This is a genomic window from Actinoplanes sp. L3-i22 (assembly GCF_019704555.1).
Taxonomy (GTDB): domain Bacteria; phylum Actinomycetota; class Actinomycetes; order Mycobacteriales; family Micromonosporaceae; genus Actinoplanes.
This window is the reverse complement of the sequence record NZ_AP024745.1, coordinates 4164839-4181444: the sequence shown is the minus strand read 5'-3', so window position 1 is coordinate 4181444 and position 16606 is coordinate 4164839. Positions and strand designations below refer to the sequence as shown.

13 protein-coding genes and 1 pseudogene are annotated in these 16606 nt (G+C 70.6%); 6 read left to right on the top strand and 8 right to left on the bottom strand.

Going from position 1 to position 16606, the window contains the following annotated elements:
* From L3i22_RS18340 to L3i22_RS18330, 3 genes are read left to right on the top strand one after another with little or no spacing between them, the layout of a single operon-like run.
* A complete protein-coding gene (locus L3i22_RS18340; protein WP_221328177.1) occupies positions 1–528 on the top strand; it encodes a hypothetical protein in 528 nt (175 codons plus the stop codon).
* A gap of 18 nt (positions 529–546) precedes the next feature.
* The gene (locus tag L3i22_RS18335; RefSeq protein ID WP_221328176.1) at positions 547–972 is read left to right on the top strand and encodes an SUKH-4 family immunity protein; all 426 of its coding nucleotides are present in this window, start codon (positions 547–549) and stop codon (positions 970–972) included.
* A 53-nt stretch (positions 973–1025) separates the two neighbouring features.
* Positions 1026–1652: a hypothetical protein gene (locus L3i22_RS18330; protein ID WP_221328175.1), complete on the top strand. Its 627-nt coding sequence runs from the start codon at positions 1026–1028 to the stop codon at positions 1650–1652.
* Positions 1653–1716: 64 nt separating this feature from the next.
* Here L3i22_RS18330 and L3i22_RS54360 read toward each other — a convergent pair.
* Positions 1717–1920: pseudogene (locus tag L3i22_RS54360) on the bottom strand (hypothetical protein); the annotation flags it as partial.
* A gap of 135 nt (positions 1921–2055) precedes the next feature.
* Positions 2056–2871, bottom strand: a complete 816-nt coding sequence (locus tag L3i22_RS18325) for a DUF2510 domain-containing protein (protein ID WP_221328174.1) — start codon at positions 2869–2871, stop codon at positions 2056–2058.
* Positions 2872–3335: 464 nt separating this feature from the next.
* Here L3i22_RS18325 and L3i22_RS18320 point away from each other — a divergent pair, with 464 nt between their 5' ends.
* Complete coding sequence (locus L3i22_RS18320) at positions 3336–3794, top strand: Ltp family lipoprotein (protein ID WP_221328173.1); 459 nt, start codon at positions 3336–3338, stop codon at positions 3792–3794.
* 449 nt (positions 3795–4243) lie between these two features.
* Here the strand turns inward: L3i22_RS18320 and L3i22_RS18315 are convergent, their stop codons facing one another.
* Together L3i22_RS18315 and L3i22_RS18310 are read right to left on the bottom strand one after the other, a co-directional pair.
* Positions 4244–4867: an RICIN domain-containing protein gene (locus L3i22_RS18315; protein ID WP_221328172.1), complete on the bottom strand. Its 624-nt coding sequence runs from the start codon at positions 4865–4867 to the stop codon at positions 4244–4246.
* A gap of 106 nt (positions 4868–4973) precedes the next feature.
* Complete coding sequence (locus tag L3i22_RS18310) at positions 4974–6107, bottom strand: pyridoxal-phosphate dependent enzyme (protein WP_221328171.1); 1134 nt, start codon at positions 6105–6107, stop codon at positions 4974–4976.
* Between the two features lie 421 nt (positions 6108–6528).
* On the opposite strand from L3i22_RS18310, the gene fxsT reads away from it, so the two are divergent.
* The gene (fxsT, locus tag L3i22_RS18305; protein WP_221328170.1) at positions 6529–9816 is read left to right on the top strand and encodes an FxSxx-COOH system tetratricopeptide repeat protein; all 3288 of its coding nucleotides are present in this window, start codon (positions 6529–6531) and stop codon (positions 9814–9816) included.
* 3 nt (positions 9817–9819) lie between these two features.
* Here fxsT and L3i22_RS18300 read toward each other — a convergent pair whose 3' ends face one another.
* The 3 genes from L3i22_RS18300 to L3i22_RS18290 are packed head-to-tail and all read right to left on the bottom strand — an operon-like array spanning position 9820 to position 12843.
* Positions 9820–11526, bottom strand: coding sequence for an HEXXH motif-containing putative peptide modification protein (locus L3i22_RS18300; protein ID WP_221328169.1), 1707 nt, complete (start codon positions 11524–11526; stop codon positions 9820–9822).
* Positions 11523–12665, bottom strand: coding sequence for an FxsB family cyclophane-forming radical SAM/SPASM peptide maturase (locus L3i22_RS18295; RefSeq protein WP_221328168.1), 1143 nt, complete (start codon positions 12663–12665; stop codon positions 11523–11525). Before L3i22_RS18295 ends, L3i22_RS18300 begins: the two co-directional genes overlap by 4 nt.
* Before the next feature lie 4 nt (positions 12666–12669).
* Positions 12670–12843, bottom strand: a complete 174-nt coding sequence (locus tag L3i22_RS18290; RefSeq protein ID WP_221328167.1) for a hypothetical protein — start codon at positions 12841–12843, stop codon at positions 12670–12672.
* Between the two features lie 204 nt (positions 12844–13047).
* On the opposite strand from L3i22_RS18290, the gene L3i22_RS18285 reads away from it, so the two are divergent.
* Positions 13048–14613 carry an aminoglycoside phosphotransferase family protein gene (locus L3i22_RS18285; RefSeq protein ID WP_221328166.1) on the top strand — a complete coding sequence of 522 codons (1566 nt, stop codon included), beginning with the start codon at positions 13048–13050 and terminating at the stop codon, positions 14611–14613.
* Positions 14614–14619: 6 nt separating this feature from the next.
* Here the strand turns inward: L3i22_RS18285 and L3i22_RS18280 are convergent, their stop codons facing one another.
* Positions 14620–16590: a zinc ribbon domain-containing protein gene (locus tag L3i22_RS18280; protein WP_221328165.1), complete on the bottom strand. Its 1971-nt coding sequence runs from the start codon at positions 16588–16590 to the stop codon at positions 14620–14622.
* Between the last annotated feature and the right edge of the window lie 16 nt (positions 16591–16606).

Here is a 16606-nt window from a genome sequence, read left to right as displayed (position 1 = left end):
GTGCTGGGTGACGGCCCGGTCTACGTTCCGGTCGCCTCGGAGACGCATCGGTGGCTGCAGTGCGTGGACGAGGCGGACTTCCGGGCGCTGAGCTGGGGTGAGCTGCTGCCTCTGGGGGTGCGGCTGGTCACCGAGACCGAGCGTGGCGCGGCGCTGCGAGAGACGGGTCTGCCGCATCTGGCCTCCTACGTCCTGACGATGACGGCAGCCGTGCGGGACTCGATCGGCCCGCTGCTGGAGGGGCAGGGCCTCGTCATCCCGCTGCGGTCCGGCGACGGGGACTTCTGGATGTTCGTGCCGGACGTCTGTGACGTACTCGACGAGGCGGCGTCCACCGTGACGCGCTTCTCGAGCGGGCGGGTGATGCACGTCAGCGGGTACGAGTTCCACGCCGACCGGCTGGCCGATCGGACCGTGTTCCGCATTCCGCAGGTGCCGCGGCAGACGCTGTTCTGCACCCAGCGTCTCGTCGACGCGCTGAGCGGGCAGGATGGGGTCGGCTTCAAGCGGGTCTGGCCCGCTGCCTGACAATCCGGAGGTTTGATCGTGCCCGAACAGGCTCGCGCCGTGCTGCGGGAGGCGTCCCTGCCCGACGGCTTCCTGACGATCTTTCGCAAGGATCCGGACTTCGCGCAGGTGCAGTCCGGTGACCGGGACGAGCTGACCAGGATCGGTTTCGCCCGCGAGGGCGAGAGCATCTGCCTCGACGGCGCCACCGGCGAGGTCGTGCTGGTCGACGACGGCGAGGTGGTGAGCGTCGTCAACGCGAGCCTGGACGCGTTCGCGCGCTCGCTGGAGTTCAGCGCCGGGCGGCTGCCGTTCTATTCGGAGGACGGCGACATCGACGAGTCGATCGAGGCCGCCGAGGTGCTCGCGGAGGGGCTGCGGGCGATCGACGCCCGGGCCACGGGTGGCTTCTGGGCCGAGTTCATCGCGGACGTCTCCAACGGGGACCATCCCGCGGACGACTGACCGGCGGCGGTTGCCGGGCGGCACTAGGCTGAAGGCCCGAACAGGGAGGTCAGGTGACCGAACCCGCCAAACGGGCCGTGCCGGCCAGCCGCCGTAAACCCGCCCCCGTGCCGGATCCCGCCGACGACAGGCTGCCGGCGCTGCGCTGGCACATCGAGCGCTACGACCGGATGCGGGCCTCGACCGCCAGCCGCGCCGCCGTGGTCCTGAGCGCCGGCGCCATCCTGTCGGCCGGCAACGCCGTGGTGCTGGCGCAGATCCTCAACGGCGGGTTCGACCGGCTCAACCGGTGGCTGGTCGCGCTGTTCGCGCTTGTGGTGCTGGCCAGTGTGGGGCTGGTGGTGCGGGCGCTGCTGCAGGCGGCCAGTTCGCTGGTGACCCCGCGGCCGAGCGCGGCGATGTTCAGCGAGGACCAGAAGCCGCCGCCGGCGCTGCTGTTCAACGGGACGTATACGGCCGCGGTCGCGGACACCTATGACGCGTTCCGGGCCGCGGTGGCCGCGCAGACCGACGCCGATCGGGTGGAGGCGGCGCAGGTGGAGCTGTATTTCGGGATTCGGCAGCACCGGCATCGGTACACCCAGTTGCGGGCGGCGGTGCGGTCGCTGAAGTGGGCGGCGACGGTGCTGCTGGTCGTGCTCGCCATCGGCGCGATCGCGACGGTCGCCGGCCGATTCTGACGGGTTCCCCCGGGATGCCTCCGACACCCCGGGACGACCAGCCGGAGCCGTACGCTTGTCATTTGGCGCCGTGGCCGCGCCGGTGCTGCGGAGCCAGATACAACCCGACCAGCGTCCTGACCGGCACGTCGGTGCACAGCAGGGCGTCCGTCAGCTCGAACAAGGCGTCGGCCCGCCTGGTCATGCATCGGTAGAACTGCTCACGAAATCCGCCAACACCTCGATCGCTTCCACCCCGTCCGTCGTGACCGCCACAACGAGCGTCGATAGGTGCCAGATGCGCCCATTCGCACCGGATGACGCTCGGTCACCGTCGGCCAGACCGGAGGGGCTCTACGAACGCACGGATCCGCCGAGTTGAGTGCGTGATACGTCGTTAGACCGATGTGGCCACCGGAAAGCGTCAGAGGTCGTCGATGTCAATGCCTTTAGCCGTGGCGTTCCAGCGATATCCAAAGGTAGCGTTGCAGACCACCTGCATCGCATTATCCTGACCGAATGAAACGGCGCCGTTGCCTACGGTCGACGAAAAAATCAGGGACGCCCGCATCGATGCCTCAGTCAGTCCGTCTTTCTGAGCTGGCAAAAACTGAATTTCCTTGAGAACCGTCGAAAGCGCGATGCCATCGGCGGCTGCGTCGGCCGACATCTTGGTCATCCTGATCGTTTGATTGTTTGCGTAGATCCTGATGGCGTCCTGGCAGCTGTCTTCAAGGCCCGTGTAGTTGTAGGTGATGTAGGCACCTGGGCCGCCGACGAGCACCGCCGCGACGGCGCCGGCAATCGCCATGGCCCTACCCCGGCGCTTGCGCGAAACTTCCGGCAGCGTTAAGCCTGCAACATCAATGCGCTCGTGTGATACGCCCGCCATCGTCCCGCTGAGAGCCAACGGCGGGCTCGGTTCCTCCTGGAGCCCAAAGGACCGCACATATTGTGATGGGCCTGCCGGCTGCAGTGCGGGATCAGCGGGTACCTGTTGGAAATTCTGCCCTATAGGGCCGGTCGCTGTCGGTTGGTGGGGATGCACTCCGACCGTTTCCGGCACAGGCTGAACGGATTCGGTCCACTGTTGTCCATCCCACCACCGCTGTGCGAAAACCCCACTTGGATCGGCGTACCAACCGGCAGGCGCAGTCTCTCGAGCAGCCTGCGCAGTCACTACGGCGGCACCGCCCGTAGACCGTTGGACATCCACATCCCACGGCGAGATGTTGCTCATAACGGACCTCCCGGTTGTCGAGTCGATGCTCTCGCCATCGGGCCCATGCCGGCCCTCTTTAGGACTCCGGATGAACGACTTCGGCTTCGCGGACGCCACCACAGAACCGCCAGTCCGCGCCCGGGGCCGCCAGGTGTTCTCGCCGCCGTAGTGTGCTCGTTTCCGCGGTAGGGCAGGCGAGCTGACGTCGCCGCTACCGTTCCGTCGTAGCCAAGCGGCGTCTCGCGCCTGGCAAGTCAGTCTGCGCCCAGCAGGTGCCGATGAGTGAGTTCGCGCCGCCATCGGCCTTCTTCCGGGCACACTCCTGCCAGAAGCATTGGTGTTGCGCACCTCCGGCCGCACCCTCGTAGATGCGATCTTCGCCTATTCCCGCGACATCCCTGCAGCGAACCTCAACTCAGTCCAAGTGCCTCCGATTAAGGCGGAGCAGCGCACACCACACCAAGTCATTTTAGGAGCTGGTTTTGAAGAAGGTTTTGGTCTCCGTGTCGACAGCATTTCTCGCCGTGGGGCTCATCGGCGCCGCGGCGCCGGCGCAGGCCCAGCCCATCGCCGCTCATACGGTCGTGACCAGCGCTGTCACCACAGTTTCAAAATCCGTGGTCGCTCCTGTTTCGTATTCTGCGGCCAGTGAGTCAGTCGCACAGCAGAACGCCCGGCGCATGGCGGCATCCTACCTCAAGACTATGCCGTTCTCACGCAAAGGCCTTATCCACCAGCTGGTGTACGAGGGTTTTAGCACCAAGATCGCGACCTATGGTGTCGACAAGCAGCATGCGAACTGGAACACCCAGGCCGCCAGGATGGCGGCGTCCTACCTTAATACTATGCCGTTCTCACGCCAGGGCCTCATCGACCAGTTGGAATTCGAGGGGTTCACCCCGGCGCAGGCCAGGTACGGCGTAAAGAAGGTCGGTCTCTGAGGTTTGCGTCCAGCATCGGAACTGGTTTCAAGCACCCGCTGCGGGGTCTGCCAGAATATCCGCTCCCGGCAGGCCCCGAGCGCAATAAATATCAAGCAATGCAGGACTCAGCCAGGACTGGTTGACCATCGTCGTCAAGCCAGGCCTCGTATCGCGGGTTTACTCATTTGCCGCCGACAGGGCGGCCAGGAACGGCGAGAAGGTGACCCCTTGGATTGCCGGGCAACATGCGACATTCGCTCGTTCCCGACAACAGGCGCGCCGGGGCGCCCGAGGCTGTAGGCCGAACCGGCAGTAGTACGAGGCGACCGCGGGGCGGTCGTAGGCGTGATGCGCGATCGGCATCCTGAACAGCCGCGACCGGACCCGGGAAGCGGCCTTCCGCGGCCACTGACTCCGCCGCCCGGCCTGTCCACGGTGGCGAGGCAGGCCGGGCGGCGGATTCGTTGTCAGGAGGTGGGGACGCCGGGGATGAAGAACTTCTCCCATGATCCAACGATGTTGGCCCGAGCCCTCAACGGGTTGTTGGTCACGCTGTAGTTCGCGCTGACGAACAGGTGGGCCCCCTCCGAGACGAGGGACTTCGTCGCGTCACCGTTGTCGTAGACGTAGAACTTCTCCCACGAGCCGACGGTGGTGGCGCGGGCCTGCAGCGGAGCATCCGTGCTGGCAACGCTGAGGTTGGCCGTCACATACTTGTTGTTGGCGTCCGAGCGGATGGCCCACGCGCCGCTTCCCTGGGAAACGAAGGTGAATCGTTCCCACAGTCCGGGGTCGGTCGAGCGGGCTTGCAGGGGCGCGTTGGTCTCACTGAGATTCGCGGTGACACCGAGTTGCGCGAGGCCGACGGCGGAACTGATGGAGGTCGACACGGTGGTGCCGGCCGCAGCCGTCAGGTAGTTCGGGGGGATGGTCGGCGGTGCCGCTGACGCCGGCTGTCCGGGCAGCAGCGCGGCGATCAGGGCGGCGAGCGCGAGCGCCGGCGCCAGAACGCGGGCTCGTAAGGCCCAGGACGGCGAGGCGGGCACGGCCGGCGGTACGGGACGGGTCCGGTCGGCTTGGCGGATATCCATTGTGGAATCCCTTCATCGAGGCCCGACGATCATATGACCTCCAAGGTCCTCCCCTCCGCCCCGAAGACGCCGTCCGCCACCACAGCGGACAGACGGAGCGTCCGGTTCAGGCCGGAATCAGGTCGGCCATCTTGTCGGCCGACTTGAGTCCTGAGCCGGTGAGCACGACGACGGTCGTCTGATCGGGAGTGACCGTGCCGTCGGCGATGAAGTGGTCGAGCGTGGCGGCCGCGACGGCGCTGGTCGGCTCGGCGTACAGGCCGCGGGCGGCCAGGGTGCGGACCGCACCCTGGATCTGCTCCTCGGAAACGGCGACGGCCGCGCCGCCGCAGCGACGCAGGGCCTCGACGGCCTCCGGCAGCCGTACCGGGGTGGCGATGGCCGCCCCTTCGGCGACGGTCGGCGCGCGCTCGCCGCGCCCGGCCCGGTCGACGCCGTTGACGGTGTCGGCGATGGTGGCCCAGTGCTCGGGCTGCCCGACGAGCAGCCGGGGCAGCCGGTCGATCTGTCCGGCGGCGAGCAGCTCGGCGAAGGCGATGTCGCAGCCGAGGATCTGGCTGCCGGCGCCGGCGACGAGCACCACGTTGTCCGGGGCGGTGAAGCCGAGGCTCTCCCAGATCTCGTACGCGATCGTCTTGGTGCCCTGGAGGAACATCGGGTGCCAGTTGTGGCTGGCGTACGGGATCCGCGCCGACTGCCGGACGGCCTCGGCGCCGACCTCGTCGCGGGTGCCGCCGACGAGCTCGATCTCCGCGCCGAAGGCCCGTGCCTGCAGGATCTTCGGGGCGCTGGTCGCCGCCGGCACGATGATCTTCGCGCGGAGGCCGGCCGCGGCGGCGTAGGCGGCGACCGCGGCACCGCCGTTGCCGGAGCTGTCCTCGAGCACCCGGTCGGCGCCCTGTGCGCGCAGGTGCGACACCATCACCGACACGCCGCGGTCCTTGAACGACGACGTGGGGTTGAACCACTCCAGCTTGAAGTGCACCCGGTGCCCACCCCACGCCAGCGCGATCAACGGGGTGAGGCCCTCGCCGAGACTCACGCGGTGACCAGGATCGACGGGCAGGACGGCCCGGTAGCGCCACAGTGACCGCTCGCCCTGGTCGATCTGATCCGGCGTCAGCCCGGCAAGGGGTGACAGCATGAGCGGGCTGCCGTCGTCGCCGCGCCAGCGCCGGTCGCTGACCGGGTAGGTGGTGCCGCTCCGGTCCAGCAGCACCGGTTCGGTGTGGTTCCCCATCAGTCCTCCGTAGGCGGCGGGTGCGGCTCTGCCATCAAACCAGACACGCCGGTCACCGGCGGATGCCGTGAACCGGGGGTGGGTTCTTTGAAACCGCGACCACCCTCGGACGTCGCCCTTGTGGGTTTCGTGTTCTGGGCGCCCCGCGCCCTTGCGAAGCCCGCAAGGGTCCCCGCGGGAGCGACGATCTGTACCCCGGCGGACCGAGGCAATGAAGACCTTGAAGTTGATCTTCAAAAGCTCTCCTGTGGAGAATCACCGGTTAGGGGAACGTGTCGGGTTTGTCCGGCTGGTCGGTCCCCCTACTATTACGCGGGTGCTCGAGCGGTTGGGACGAACGCCGGATGGCGTGGCAGTGTCGCTTCGATAGGGTGCGATGGATAGGGGCCAACCGCGAAGCGAGAGGGCAAAGGGCTGGGTTGTGAGCGATCAGCATGCGGCCGCGAACCCGGACGGCGACCCGCCGACCGCCGCTGAGCTGTCGCTGGAGCAGCGCTCGCAACTGCGGGACGCGCTCGACGCGATCACCGAGCTCGAGGAACCGGGCACCTGGCGCAAAGTGCTCAACCAGGTCAAGACCGCGCACGGCAGCCTGCATCCGCAACATTTCGCCCCGGCCTATCGCACTTTCGACATTCTCGAGGCCGCGATCGAGACCGAGCGTGGCCTGGTCGACCTGGCGATGGGCATCCGGCTCGTTTTGGGCCGCACCCCGGGTTATGTGACGTTCACTGACCTGGTGAAGACCTTGCAGAGCGACGAGGCGCCGGCCACCCCGCTGGACCGGCTGCGCCGTCTGCTCGCGCAGCTGCCCGCCTCGGTGCACGCCGAGGTGCTCGCGCAGCCGGGCATGGCCGAGCTGGCCGGGCCGCTGGCCGGCTGCTCCGGCGCCCGGGAGGCGCTCGATCGGCTGACCCGCGCCGGCGGCTGGACGCTGGACGCGGTGCGCTACGTCGAGCTGGCCGGCCGGCTCTCGGACCAGAACACGTCCGCTTTGATCCTCGGCGCGCTCGACCGCGTAGTTGTCGACGATCCCGAGCTGGGCGACGCCCTCACCGATTTCCGTGCCTCGCTGACGGTGCCCGCGGCGGCGGACGACGGTCCGGAGGAAGTGACGCCCGAGCCACCCGGCGAGACACCAACGCGCCCTGCAGATGGAGACGGCAAGATGATCACTTTGACGCTGCAGGAGTCGGACGACAGGGTTCGTCGGACGCCGCGCTCCACCGTGTCCGTCTGGGGTGGTGTCGCGCCCCGCAACAGCCACTTCGCCGGCCGGGACTCGATCTTCGAGGCGATCCGGCGCTCGCTGCACGACGAGGCGTCCCCGGCGCTGGTGCTGCAGGCCGTGCACGGCTACGGCGGCGTCGGCAAGACCCAGATCGCCACCGAGTACGCGTACCGCTACGCCGACGAGTACGACCTGGTCTGGTGGGTCCCCGCGGACGAGCCGAGCTCGATCCGCCGCTCGCTGGTGTCGCTGGCGCGCCGGCTCGGCCTGCCGGAGAGCGTCGACGCCGAGGACACCATCGGCGCCGTGCTGGACGCGCTGCGCCAGGGCGAGACCCACGAACGCTGGCTGTTGATCTTCGACAACGCCGGCGCCCCGGACACCATCCAGGAGTACCGTCCCCGCGCCGGTCGCGGGCACGTGCTGGTCACCTCCCGGTCGAACCGCTGGCTGGGTCACGACGCCACGGTCTCGGTGGACGTGTTCACCGAGCCGGAGAGCGTCCAGATGCTGCGCAAGCGGTGGCCGGACCTCAGCGACGACCAGGCCCGCCGGCTCGCCGGGCGGCTGGGGCACCTGCCGCTCGCGCTGGAGCAGGCCGCCGCGGTGCACATCGAGAGCGGCATGACCCTCGAGGAGTATCTGACCGCGCTCGACGAGACACCCACCCGGGTGCTGCGCGAGGGCACCCCGGAGGGGTATTCGTCGTCGGTCGCGCTGACGTTCCAGATCGCCTACCGCGAGCTGGCCTCGAAGTCGCCGGCCGCCGCGCAGCTGTTCGCGATCTGCGCGCTGATGAGCTCGCAGCCGATCTCGGTGCCGATGCTGATCCGCGGGCGCGGCGCGCAACTGCCGGCGCCGCTGGCCACCGAGGTGCGCACCGAGATGACCCGGCGCAACGCGATCCGGGACATGGCCGGGCACGCGCTGGCCACCCTCGACCCGGGACGCAATCTCATTCAAGTGCATTCTTTGGTACGCGATCTGCTGCGCGACGAGCTGTCCGAGCAGGATCGGCAGGTCTACACCAGCGGCGCGCACAGCATCCTGGCGCTGGCCAACCCCGGCGAGCCGGACGTGCCGGAGAACTGGCAGTCGCTGCGCCAGATCAGCCCGCACGTGGTCCCCAGCGGCATCCTGTTCTCGCCGGACCCGGAGGCCCGCACGGTCTTCCTGGACCAGATCCGCTATCTGTACTCGGTCGGCGACTACGCCGCGAGCCAGACGCTGGGCGAGATGGCGGTCACCACGTGGAGCCAGATGCTCGGCGTGAACGACATCATGACGCTGGTCGCCAACCGGCACCTGGCCAACTCGCTGCGCGCGCAGGGCGAGTTCCCCCGGGCCGCGGCGATCAACAAGGACACCCTGGAACGGATGACCGAGCTGCTCGGGGCCACCCACGAGCACACCCTGGCCACCGCCAACAGCGTCGGCGCCGACCTGCGCATCGCCGGTGACTTCCGCCGGGCCCGCGAGCGCGACGAGGCGAACCTGGCCGCCTACCAGGAGAAGTTCGGCGACAACGATCCGGCCACCCAGCGCTCGGCGAACAACCTGGCGGTGGACCTGCGGCTGCTCGGCCGGTTCGAGGACGCCCGCCAGCTGGACGAGTCGATCGTGCGGACGCTGTCGGACATGTTCGGCGAGGACGACGTACGGATGCTGTGGGCCTACTCCGGCGTGGCCCGCGACCTGTACGGCCTGGGCCGCTACGCCGAGGCGCTGTCGTTGCAGATCAGCAAGCTGCGCATCCACGAGAGCCTGGTCGACCTGGGCCACCTGGACGTGCTGCGGGGCCGGCGCAACGAGGCCATCCTGCTGCGCAAGAACGGCCTGTACGGCCAGGCGCTGGAGACCGCCGAGTCGGCGCTGCTGGCCTGCCAGGCGAAGTTCGGCGAGACCCACGACCACACCTTCGCCGCCCGGCTGACGCTGGCCAACACGCTGCGCGTGGCGGGCAAGCTCGACGAGGCCGAGGAGTACGCGCTGTCCGCCGCCGAGGCGTACCGGATCAACCTGGGCGGCAGTCACCCGTTCACGCTCGCCGCGATGGTCGACGTCGCGATCATCCACCGGCTCCAGGGCCGGCTGGACGAGGCGCTGAAGGTCAACGGCCAGGCGCTGGAGACGATGGGCGACAAGCTCGGCCTCGACCACCAGTGGCGGCTGTGCGCGCTGGCCAACCAGGCCGGGCTCTACGCCGATCAGGGCCGGGTCGACGAGGCGCTGCGGCTCTCCCGCGACGTCTGCAGCCGATCCGAGCGGGTGCGCGGCGAAGATCATCCGTACACGCTGGCGGCCCGGGCGAACCTGTCGCTGGACCTGGAGGCCAAGGGCGAGCACATCGAGGCCAGCGCCGGCCGCCGCGGCGCGATCACCCGGCTGCGGATGGTGCTCGGCGACCGGCACCCCGAGGTGATCAACGTCGGTCTCAGCACCCGCACCGACGCCGACATCGAGCCGCCGGCGCTCTGAGCCTCACCCCGGCGCCGTCCACCGGCGCAGGATCTCGGCCCGCCCGGCCTCGTCGGTGCGGCGCAGCGCCTGGGCCAGCACCTGCGGGTGCACCGGCGCCGGCCCGAGCCGCTCGGCGCTGACCACCAGCCCGGCGATCGCCCGCACGTCGGCGGGGTCGACGGTCAGCCGCGCCGCGTAGCCGCGCGCGGCCTCGCGGTAGCGCCCGGCGATCGCCGCCACGTCCATCGCCGAGTCCCGCTCCCCGCTCACGTCCGCGTGGGTCAGCCACCGCTGCGCCAGCTGCCGCAGCCGGCTCGGCACCAGCGGCTGGTCGGAGACCGTCCCCGGCCGCTCCCACCCGGGCGCGACCGCCCGGCCGGCCAGCAGCGCGAGCACCTCGTCCTCGGCCGGCGGCAGGTGCGCGACCTGCCAGGCCGCCCGGTGCTCGCGGACGATGTCCCGGGTGACCCGCCGGACCGCCGGGCCGACCGGCTGCGCCTCCAGCTCGTCGAGCGTCGCCCCGATCGAGCCGGCCAGCGCCCGCCCGGCGTCGGTCAGGTCACCGGCCGAGCCCATCAGCGTCCGGTGCCCGATCCGGACCTGCGCGGCCGTCACCGCGAACTCCAGCTCGGCCACCCGGTCGCCGGCGCCGAGCTCGCGCCGCCAGAAGTCGGCCACGCCGAGGAACGCGACCGCGCCGTGCAGCAGCCCGGCGACCGGGCGCGGGTCGTCACGCCACGGCGAGTAGAGCCGTTCGGCGCCGCCGGCCCGGAACAGCGGCCCGATGTCGTGCAGGATGTTGACGTAGTTGTGCTGCAGCTCGTGCACGAACGTCACCGCCAGCTCGCGCGGATCGACCGGCCGGGTCAGCGCGATCGCGCCGATGCTGTCGCGGGCGGTGGAGCTGATCCCCTCCGCGGTGGCGCGCGGGGCCAGCGGCGCCAGCACGCTGATCAGCCGGCCGAACGCGGTGGCCCACGGCCGGTGCCGGCCGCGCAGCCGGTGCCACGCCCGGTGCACCAGGTCGCGCCACAGGTCCAGCTCCTCCGGCGGCAGCCGGTCGCTGGCCGGATAGCCGTAGAGCCGCCGGTACGGCGTGATGTCGTCGATCACCAGGCCGACCGGCGGGTCGGCGTCCAGGCGGACCCGGTGCATCGGCTCCCACCCGGCGCCGGCCGGCCGGCCCCGCTCCACGGCCAGGTGCATCGTGCCGTCCGGGCCGTCCACGGTCAGCCCGGAGTCGTCGCGCCGCGCCCGCGCCAGCGCGGACCCCGGCGCCCGGGTCACCCGGAACCGGCCCAGCGACGGCAGCACCAGCCACCCGGCCCGCACCGGCACCACCACCTCGGCACGCCGCCCGGTGATCACGGCGGCGGTGACCGCGAGCGCGCCGAGATGGGCAAGATCGGTCACCAGCGGCTCGGCGTCGCTGACCGTCCCGAACAGCCGGCGCAGGCACCACGCCGACCAGGCCCCGACCTCGGGCGCGCCGAGCAGCTCGGCGACCGGGCCCTCGGCGGCCCGCTGGATGGTGACCAGCGCGGCCAGGCTGCCGTCGAGCCCGGCCCGCTCCCCCGCGCCGGCCGCGCTCGCGCGCACCTGGTCGGCCAGCGCCCGGATCTGCACCAGATGCCGGCTGAGCCGGGCCGGGCCCAGACCGGCCAGCACGGGCGAGGCCGAGGCCAGAGCGGTGAGAGCGGGCGGCGCGATCCGGTGGACGCCGGTCATGCGGCCGGCCCGAGGTCGGCGGCGAGGCGCCGAACAGCGTGCCGGATCAGAGCGGCCATGTCGTGGCAGTAGACCGAGGGATTGCCGAAGTCACCGGCCGGGCCGAAACGATGCACGTAGGCCCCTCCCCCGCAGATCCGGACCAGCGGGCAGGACCGGCAGGTGGCGCACAAACCGGCCAGGCCCCGGCCGCGGGCGCGCACGTCGGGATGCCCGGCCACCTCGTCCATGCTGTGCGTCGCGACGTGCAGGCCGGTGTCGGCCGCCCCCGGGCGCACCGACTTCAGCGTGTCCACCTGCTGCAACGCGCCGTCGGTGTCGATCACGGCGAACCCCGGTGGGCTCAGCCCGATCTGCTCGCTGCGGGCCGGGCGCCCGGTGTAGCCCCGGATCAGGTCGCTGAACAGGCGAACCGTCGTCTCCGGCGCGGGCGCGTCGTACCAACGATCAAAAACCTTGCACAACCATTTCCCGTACGGCGCGGGCCCGGCCCCGGCGAGCCCGGGTGGTGGCCGGGTCCAGTTGGCGTGCGGCAGCAGGAAGTCCACCACCGGTGGCCGGAACGCCAGCAGCGCCCGGTACACCTCAATCGGGTCGTTGGCCAGATCCACCACGCACAACAGGCCGGCGAACAGATGCCGGAACCGCTCCGAGGTCAGCAGCCGCAACCCGCGCGCGGTCTGCTCGTAGCTGCCCTGCCCGGTGCGCAGCAGCCGGTGCCGGTCGTGGTGGCGGGCGTCGCCGTCCAGGCTCACCCCGACCCGGATCCGGTGCTCGTCGAGCACCTCGAGGAACGGCTCGTCGAGCAACCCGCCGTGGGTCTGCACCGACAGCTCGGCCTCGACGCCCGGCGGCAGGGCGGCCCGCAGCGTACGAGCTGCCTCGGCCAGATACGCCGGGCCGGCCAGCATCGGCTCGCCACCGTGGAAGACCATCCGCACCCGGCGCAGCCGATGGGCCGCGGCGTGCTCGGCGATCCGCTCGGCGGTGCGGCCCAGCGTCGCCCGGCTCATGAAACGCGGCTGCCGGGCGTACGACCGATCCGCCATCCGGTACACGTAGCAGTAGTCGCAGCCCAGGTCACACCGGCTCGCCACCTTGAGCACGAACTGCCCCAAGGTCCCGTCGGCGGCACGCATGACGTCAGAGAGCTGACTGGAAGCCGGCCGCGAGAATCTCCCCCTCGTCCTGCATCTCGCGTTCGATCCGGCGCAGCTGGTAGGCGAGAACCGGGTTCTCACTGTGCAGCACCAGGTCGAGTGACGTCGTGCTGAGGTCGGGCAGGCCTGGTTCGACGCCCTGTTCGAGCTGATCCACAGTCGCCTCCGGCGGCCGCGCCGTTTCGCCTCACCGGTCCGACATGGATGTGCGCGGCTCCCACCCATCCACGGACACCGAAATCCTACTTCACCGGACCGCTTCGTCGATGCGTTCGGAACGACCGGCATGTGTTCCCTATGATCGGGACATCCCACAGTGACGCCCGGTCGGCGCGTTCGTTGAGGCCTTTGGGGAGGTGCGATGACAGATCCGATCCGTACCGTCCTGGGCGAGCGGGCCCAGCACGCGCTCTCGATGTGGGAGAAATCGACGAACCGGCGGGTGGTGCCCGCCGGCGACCCGATGAGCGGCCTGAGCGGCGCGGCACTGCTGCCCGTCCGGGTCCACGACCGCGGCCGCGTGCAGGCCGCCGTCCTCAAGTTCTGCCCACCGGAGCCGGACGGCCCGGCCCGCGAGCCGGGCGCGCACAACCGGGCCCTGCACGTGTCGCCCCCGGCGTTCCGGGACCTGCACCTGGTCGAGATCGTCTACGACCCGATCGTGATGGCCGACGGCGGCATGCTGCTGTTCCAGGGCGTCGCCAACGGCAGCCTGACCGGGCACGCGGGCCTGCGCCGGCACCACGACAGCGCCGCGATCGGCCCCGCGGTCCGCGAGATCGTCCGCGCGGCGCTCGCCGACTGGAACGCCCCGGCCGCCCGCAGCCCGCTGAGCACCCGGCCGGTCTCGCCGGGCGAGTTCCTGTCCACGGTGCTCGGCTACCGCCTGCGCCCCGGGCACCGGCTGACCCGCTGGCTGGACGACCAGCCGGAGATCGCCCGGCCGCGCTCGCTGCACCTGAGCCTGTCCCGGTTCCAGGATCCGCTGGTCAACCCGATCGCCCTGCTGCGCGACGTGGGCTCGGTGGCCCGGCTCCGGGTGCCGCTGACCACCGGGCTGTGCCACGGCGACCTGCACATCGACAACGTGATCGTGCCGCGCGACGGCTCGGCGCCGGAGCTCTTCCGGTTCATCGATCTGACCACCTTCGCGACCGACGCCCCGCTGGCCCGCGACCCGATGCACCTGCTGCTGTCGATCGTCGACCTGCACCTGCCGAAGCTCGACAACGCGGCCCGGCACCGGCTCGCCGTGTTCCTGGTCGACGGGACCGGCGGCGAGCGGCTCCCGGCGACGCTGGTCAGCGCGGTGGAGAACATCCGGCTCGGCGGCGCGGACGCCTACGCCGACGGGGAGCGTGGCGACGACTGGCAGGTCGAGCAGTTGCTCGCGCTGGTCGGCTGCGCGCTGATGTTCGTCCCGCGGGCCCAGCCGGGCGATCCGGAGGCGGCCTGGTGGTATTTCGCGCTGGCCGCTCAGGCCGCGACCCGCTACCTCGCCGACGGCCCCACCCTGAACCCGGTCACCGTCCACATCCTGAAGCCGGCCCCCATCCCGGCGCCGCCGGTTTCTGCTCCCTCGCCGCCTCCGGTTCCCGCCGTGGCCAAGGCGGCGACCAACGGGCATCGCCCGCTGACCCGGACGGAACGCCGTGACCTGGCGGAGGCCGTGCTCGCCGTCCCCTATGTCAGCAACGGCGCGCGCCTCGACCGCATCATCGCCGAGCTGCCGGCCCGGGTCCGCAACGCGCTGGCCTCCGACGGCAACGACTCGCTGCACTACCGGGTCGTCAACCTGATCACCGTCATGGACCGTTCGCCGGCGCCGGACCTGTGGTCCACCTTCATCGAGGCGATCGAGCTGCACAACGGCCCGGCGCCCGAGGTCGACACCCTCGCCGGCCTGATCCACGACCTGCGGTCCTAAACCGTCTCAGATTCCTTGTGCGATCTTCAGCGAACCGGGTGTTCCATGACCGCGTGACCGTTGTGCACGTCCTTGGATAGGGGTGCTGGTCACGTGGTAGTGGAAGCCTCTGCCGAGGACGGCCCCGCGCACTTTGTGGGTGCGTGGTGGGTTGGAAGGAATCGTTGCCGGGACCTGAACATCCACCGGGGTGGGGTTCTGGGGTGCCCGTCCCGCCGGACGGTTCGACACACCGGCCACCGATGATGGTGTGGGGCGGGATCCCTGCGCCGCCTGGGCGTCAGGGGTGAAACTTCGGCCGCGGCGTGGTACCCGCCGCGGAGTCGGCCCGGATTTGTCCCGGGAGTACGGGGCGCGTAGAGCGGGACGGACCGTCGGTGTGTTGCGGCGCAGGACCGGCCGGTCGACGGTTTCACGAATACTGGGGTGCCCGGCCCTGTTCCGGCGGGTCTGCGCCTGGCCGGCGAGGCCGCGGGCGAGGATCCGCTGGGCGGCGGAGAAGTCCCGGTCGGTGCTGTGCCCGCACCCGCAGAGCGCCCAACGGTACCCGCGGACCGCTGGGCGATCCGGGGCCTTGACGTGTTTGACCTTTGCCTCGCATCGTGGGCACCCTGAGCTGGTGCCGCGCGCGGGCACGGTGACGACGGCTACCCGATCTTTCTGTCCGAGGTGCCGCAGCGCGTCGACGAGGGTTCCCCGGGTCGCACCGGACATCCTGCGGTTCCAGCTGCGGGACAGGCCACCGGCTTGCAGGTCGGTCAGGTCCTCCAGGTAGACAACGCTCGCGCCAGTGGCCAGGGCCTGGTCGATCAGCCAGCGCGCCGCGGACCAGGCAAGTTCGTTACCGATCTTGCGGATCTTGCGGCAAACCCGGTCGTGTTCTGTCTCGAGTGTGGCGAGTTTGTCCGTCAGGGCCTGGTCGGTGGTGTTCCGGCGGGCGGCGAGTTTCTGCTGGTGCACGATCCGGGTCTTCAGGTGTTCACGTTCGTGGCGGAGCCGGTCGAGTTTGCGGGACACACCGGCGGCGTCGTATCGCAACGCCCGGCCCGACGACACGACCGTGCCGTCAGGGTCGAGGGTGCCGTAGGTGGCGGTGAGCAGAGTGTTGAGGCCCCAGTCCGCGGCCACCGCCCGGGTGTGCCCGGTCAGCGGCGCCACCGCGACAGGCTGGGTGAACGGCAGATCCACCCGCACACGATCGGCGCGCACGCGCAGCGTCGGCGGGCTCAGCTTCACCCCGGCAGCAACGGTCGGCGGGAGCTTGACCTGCAAGGCATGCCACGCCCAGTCCCGGCGCGAGACCGGGGCTGCAACGGTCGGCAGCTGAACCCACACCCGCACGCTCGACGCATCATCGCGGTGCACCCGCACGAGTTGCTTGTCCGCCGCGGCGAGCAGCACCTGGGCCGCTACCCGAGGCGGCGCCTCGAGCTCGCACACCGAACCGGGCAGCCGTGCGTGCTCACCGGTGAACGCAACGATCTGCCTGGTGCGGTTACGGATCGTCGCGTTGTCGACGCCGGCCGGCAGGACGGCGCGCAGAGTCTTCCACTCCTCGGCTGTCCGCCGCGCTGGGTCCGCCGGCCAGCTGCCGACGAGAGCGGCGAGAACCGCCCGGCGGTGCACGGCCAGCCGCATCGCCCGCGCGACTTCCTCGTCCGCGACACACCGCACCCGATCGCAGGTGTACACCCCGGCCGCAGCGGACGCGGCCCACCCGAGACGCCGGACCGCCTTATACCCATGCGACGGCAGACGACGACCGACCGCGTCCACGCCAGTTTCCACCTCGGCCAGGCAGGTGTCCGTCCACACCCGCGAAAGACTCTCGGACGCCATCTTCTGCACCAGGCCAGCCAGCCATCCGACCCGCTCGGCGAGGATCCGTGCCGTGACCGGCGCGGTCGTGCCTGGCTTGTCCGGCGTCCCGGTGACGACGGTGCCTCGCAACGCGGTGCACGTCGCCGTCGCGGTCACCGACACCACGGCCGGT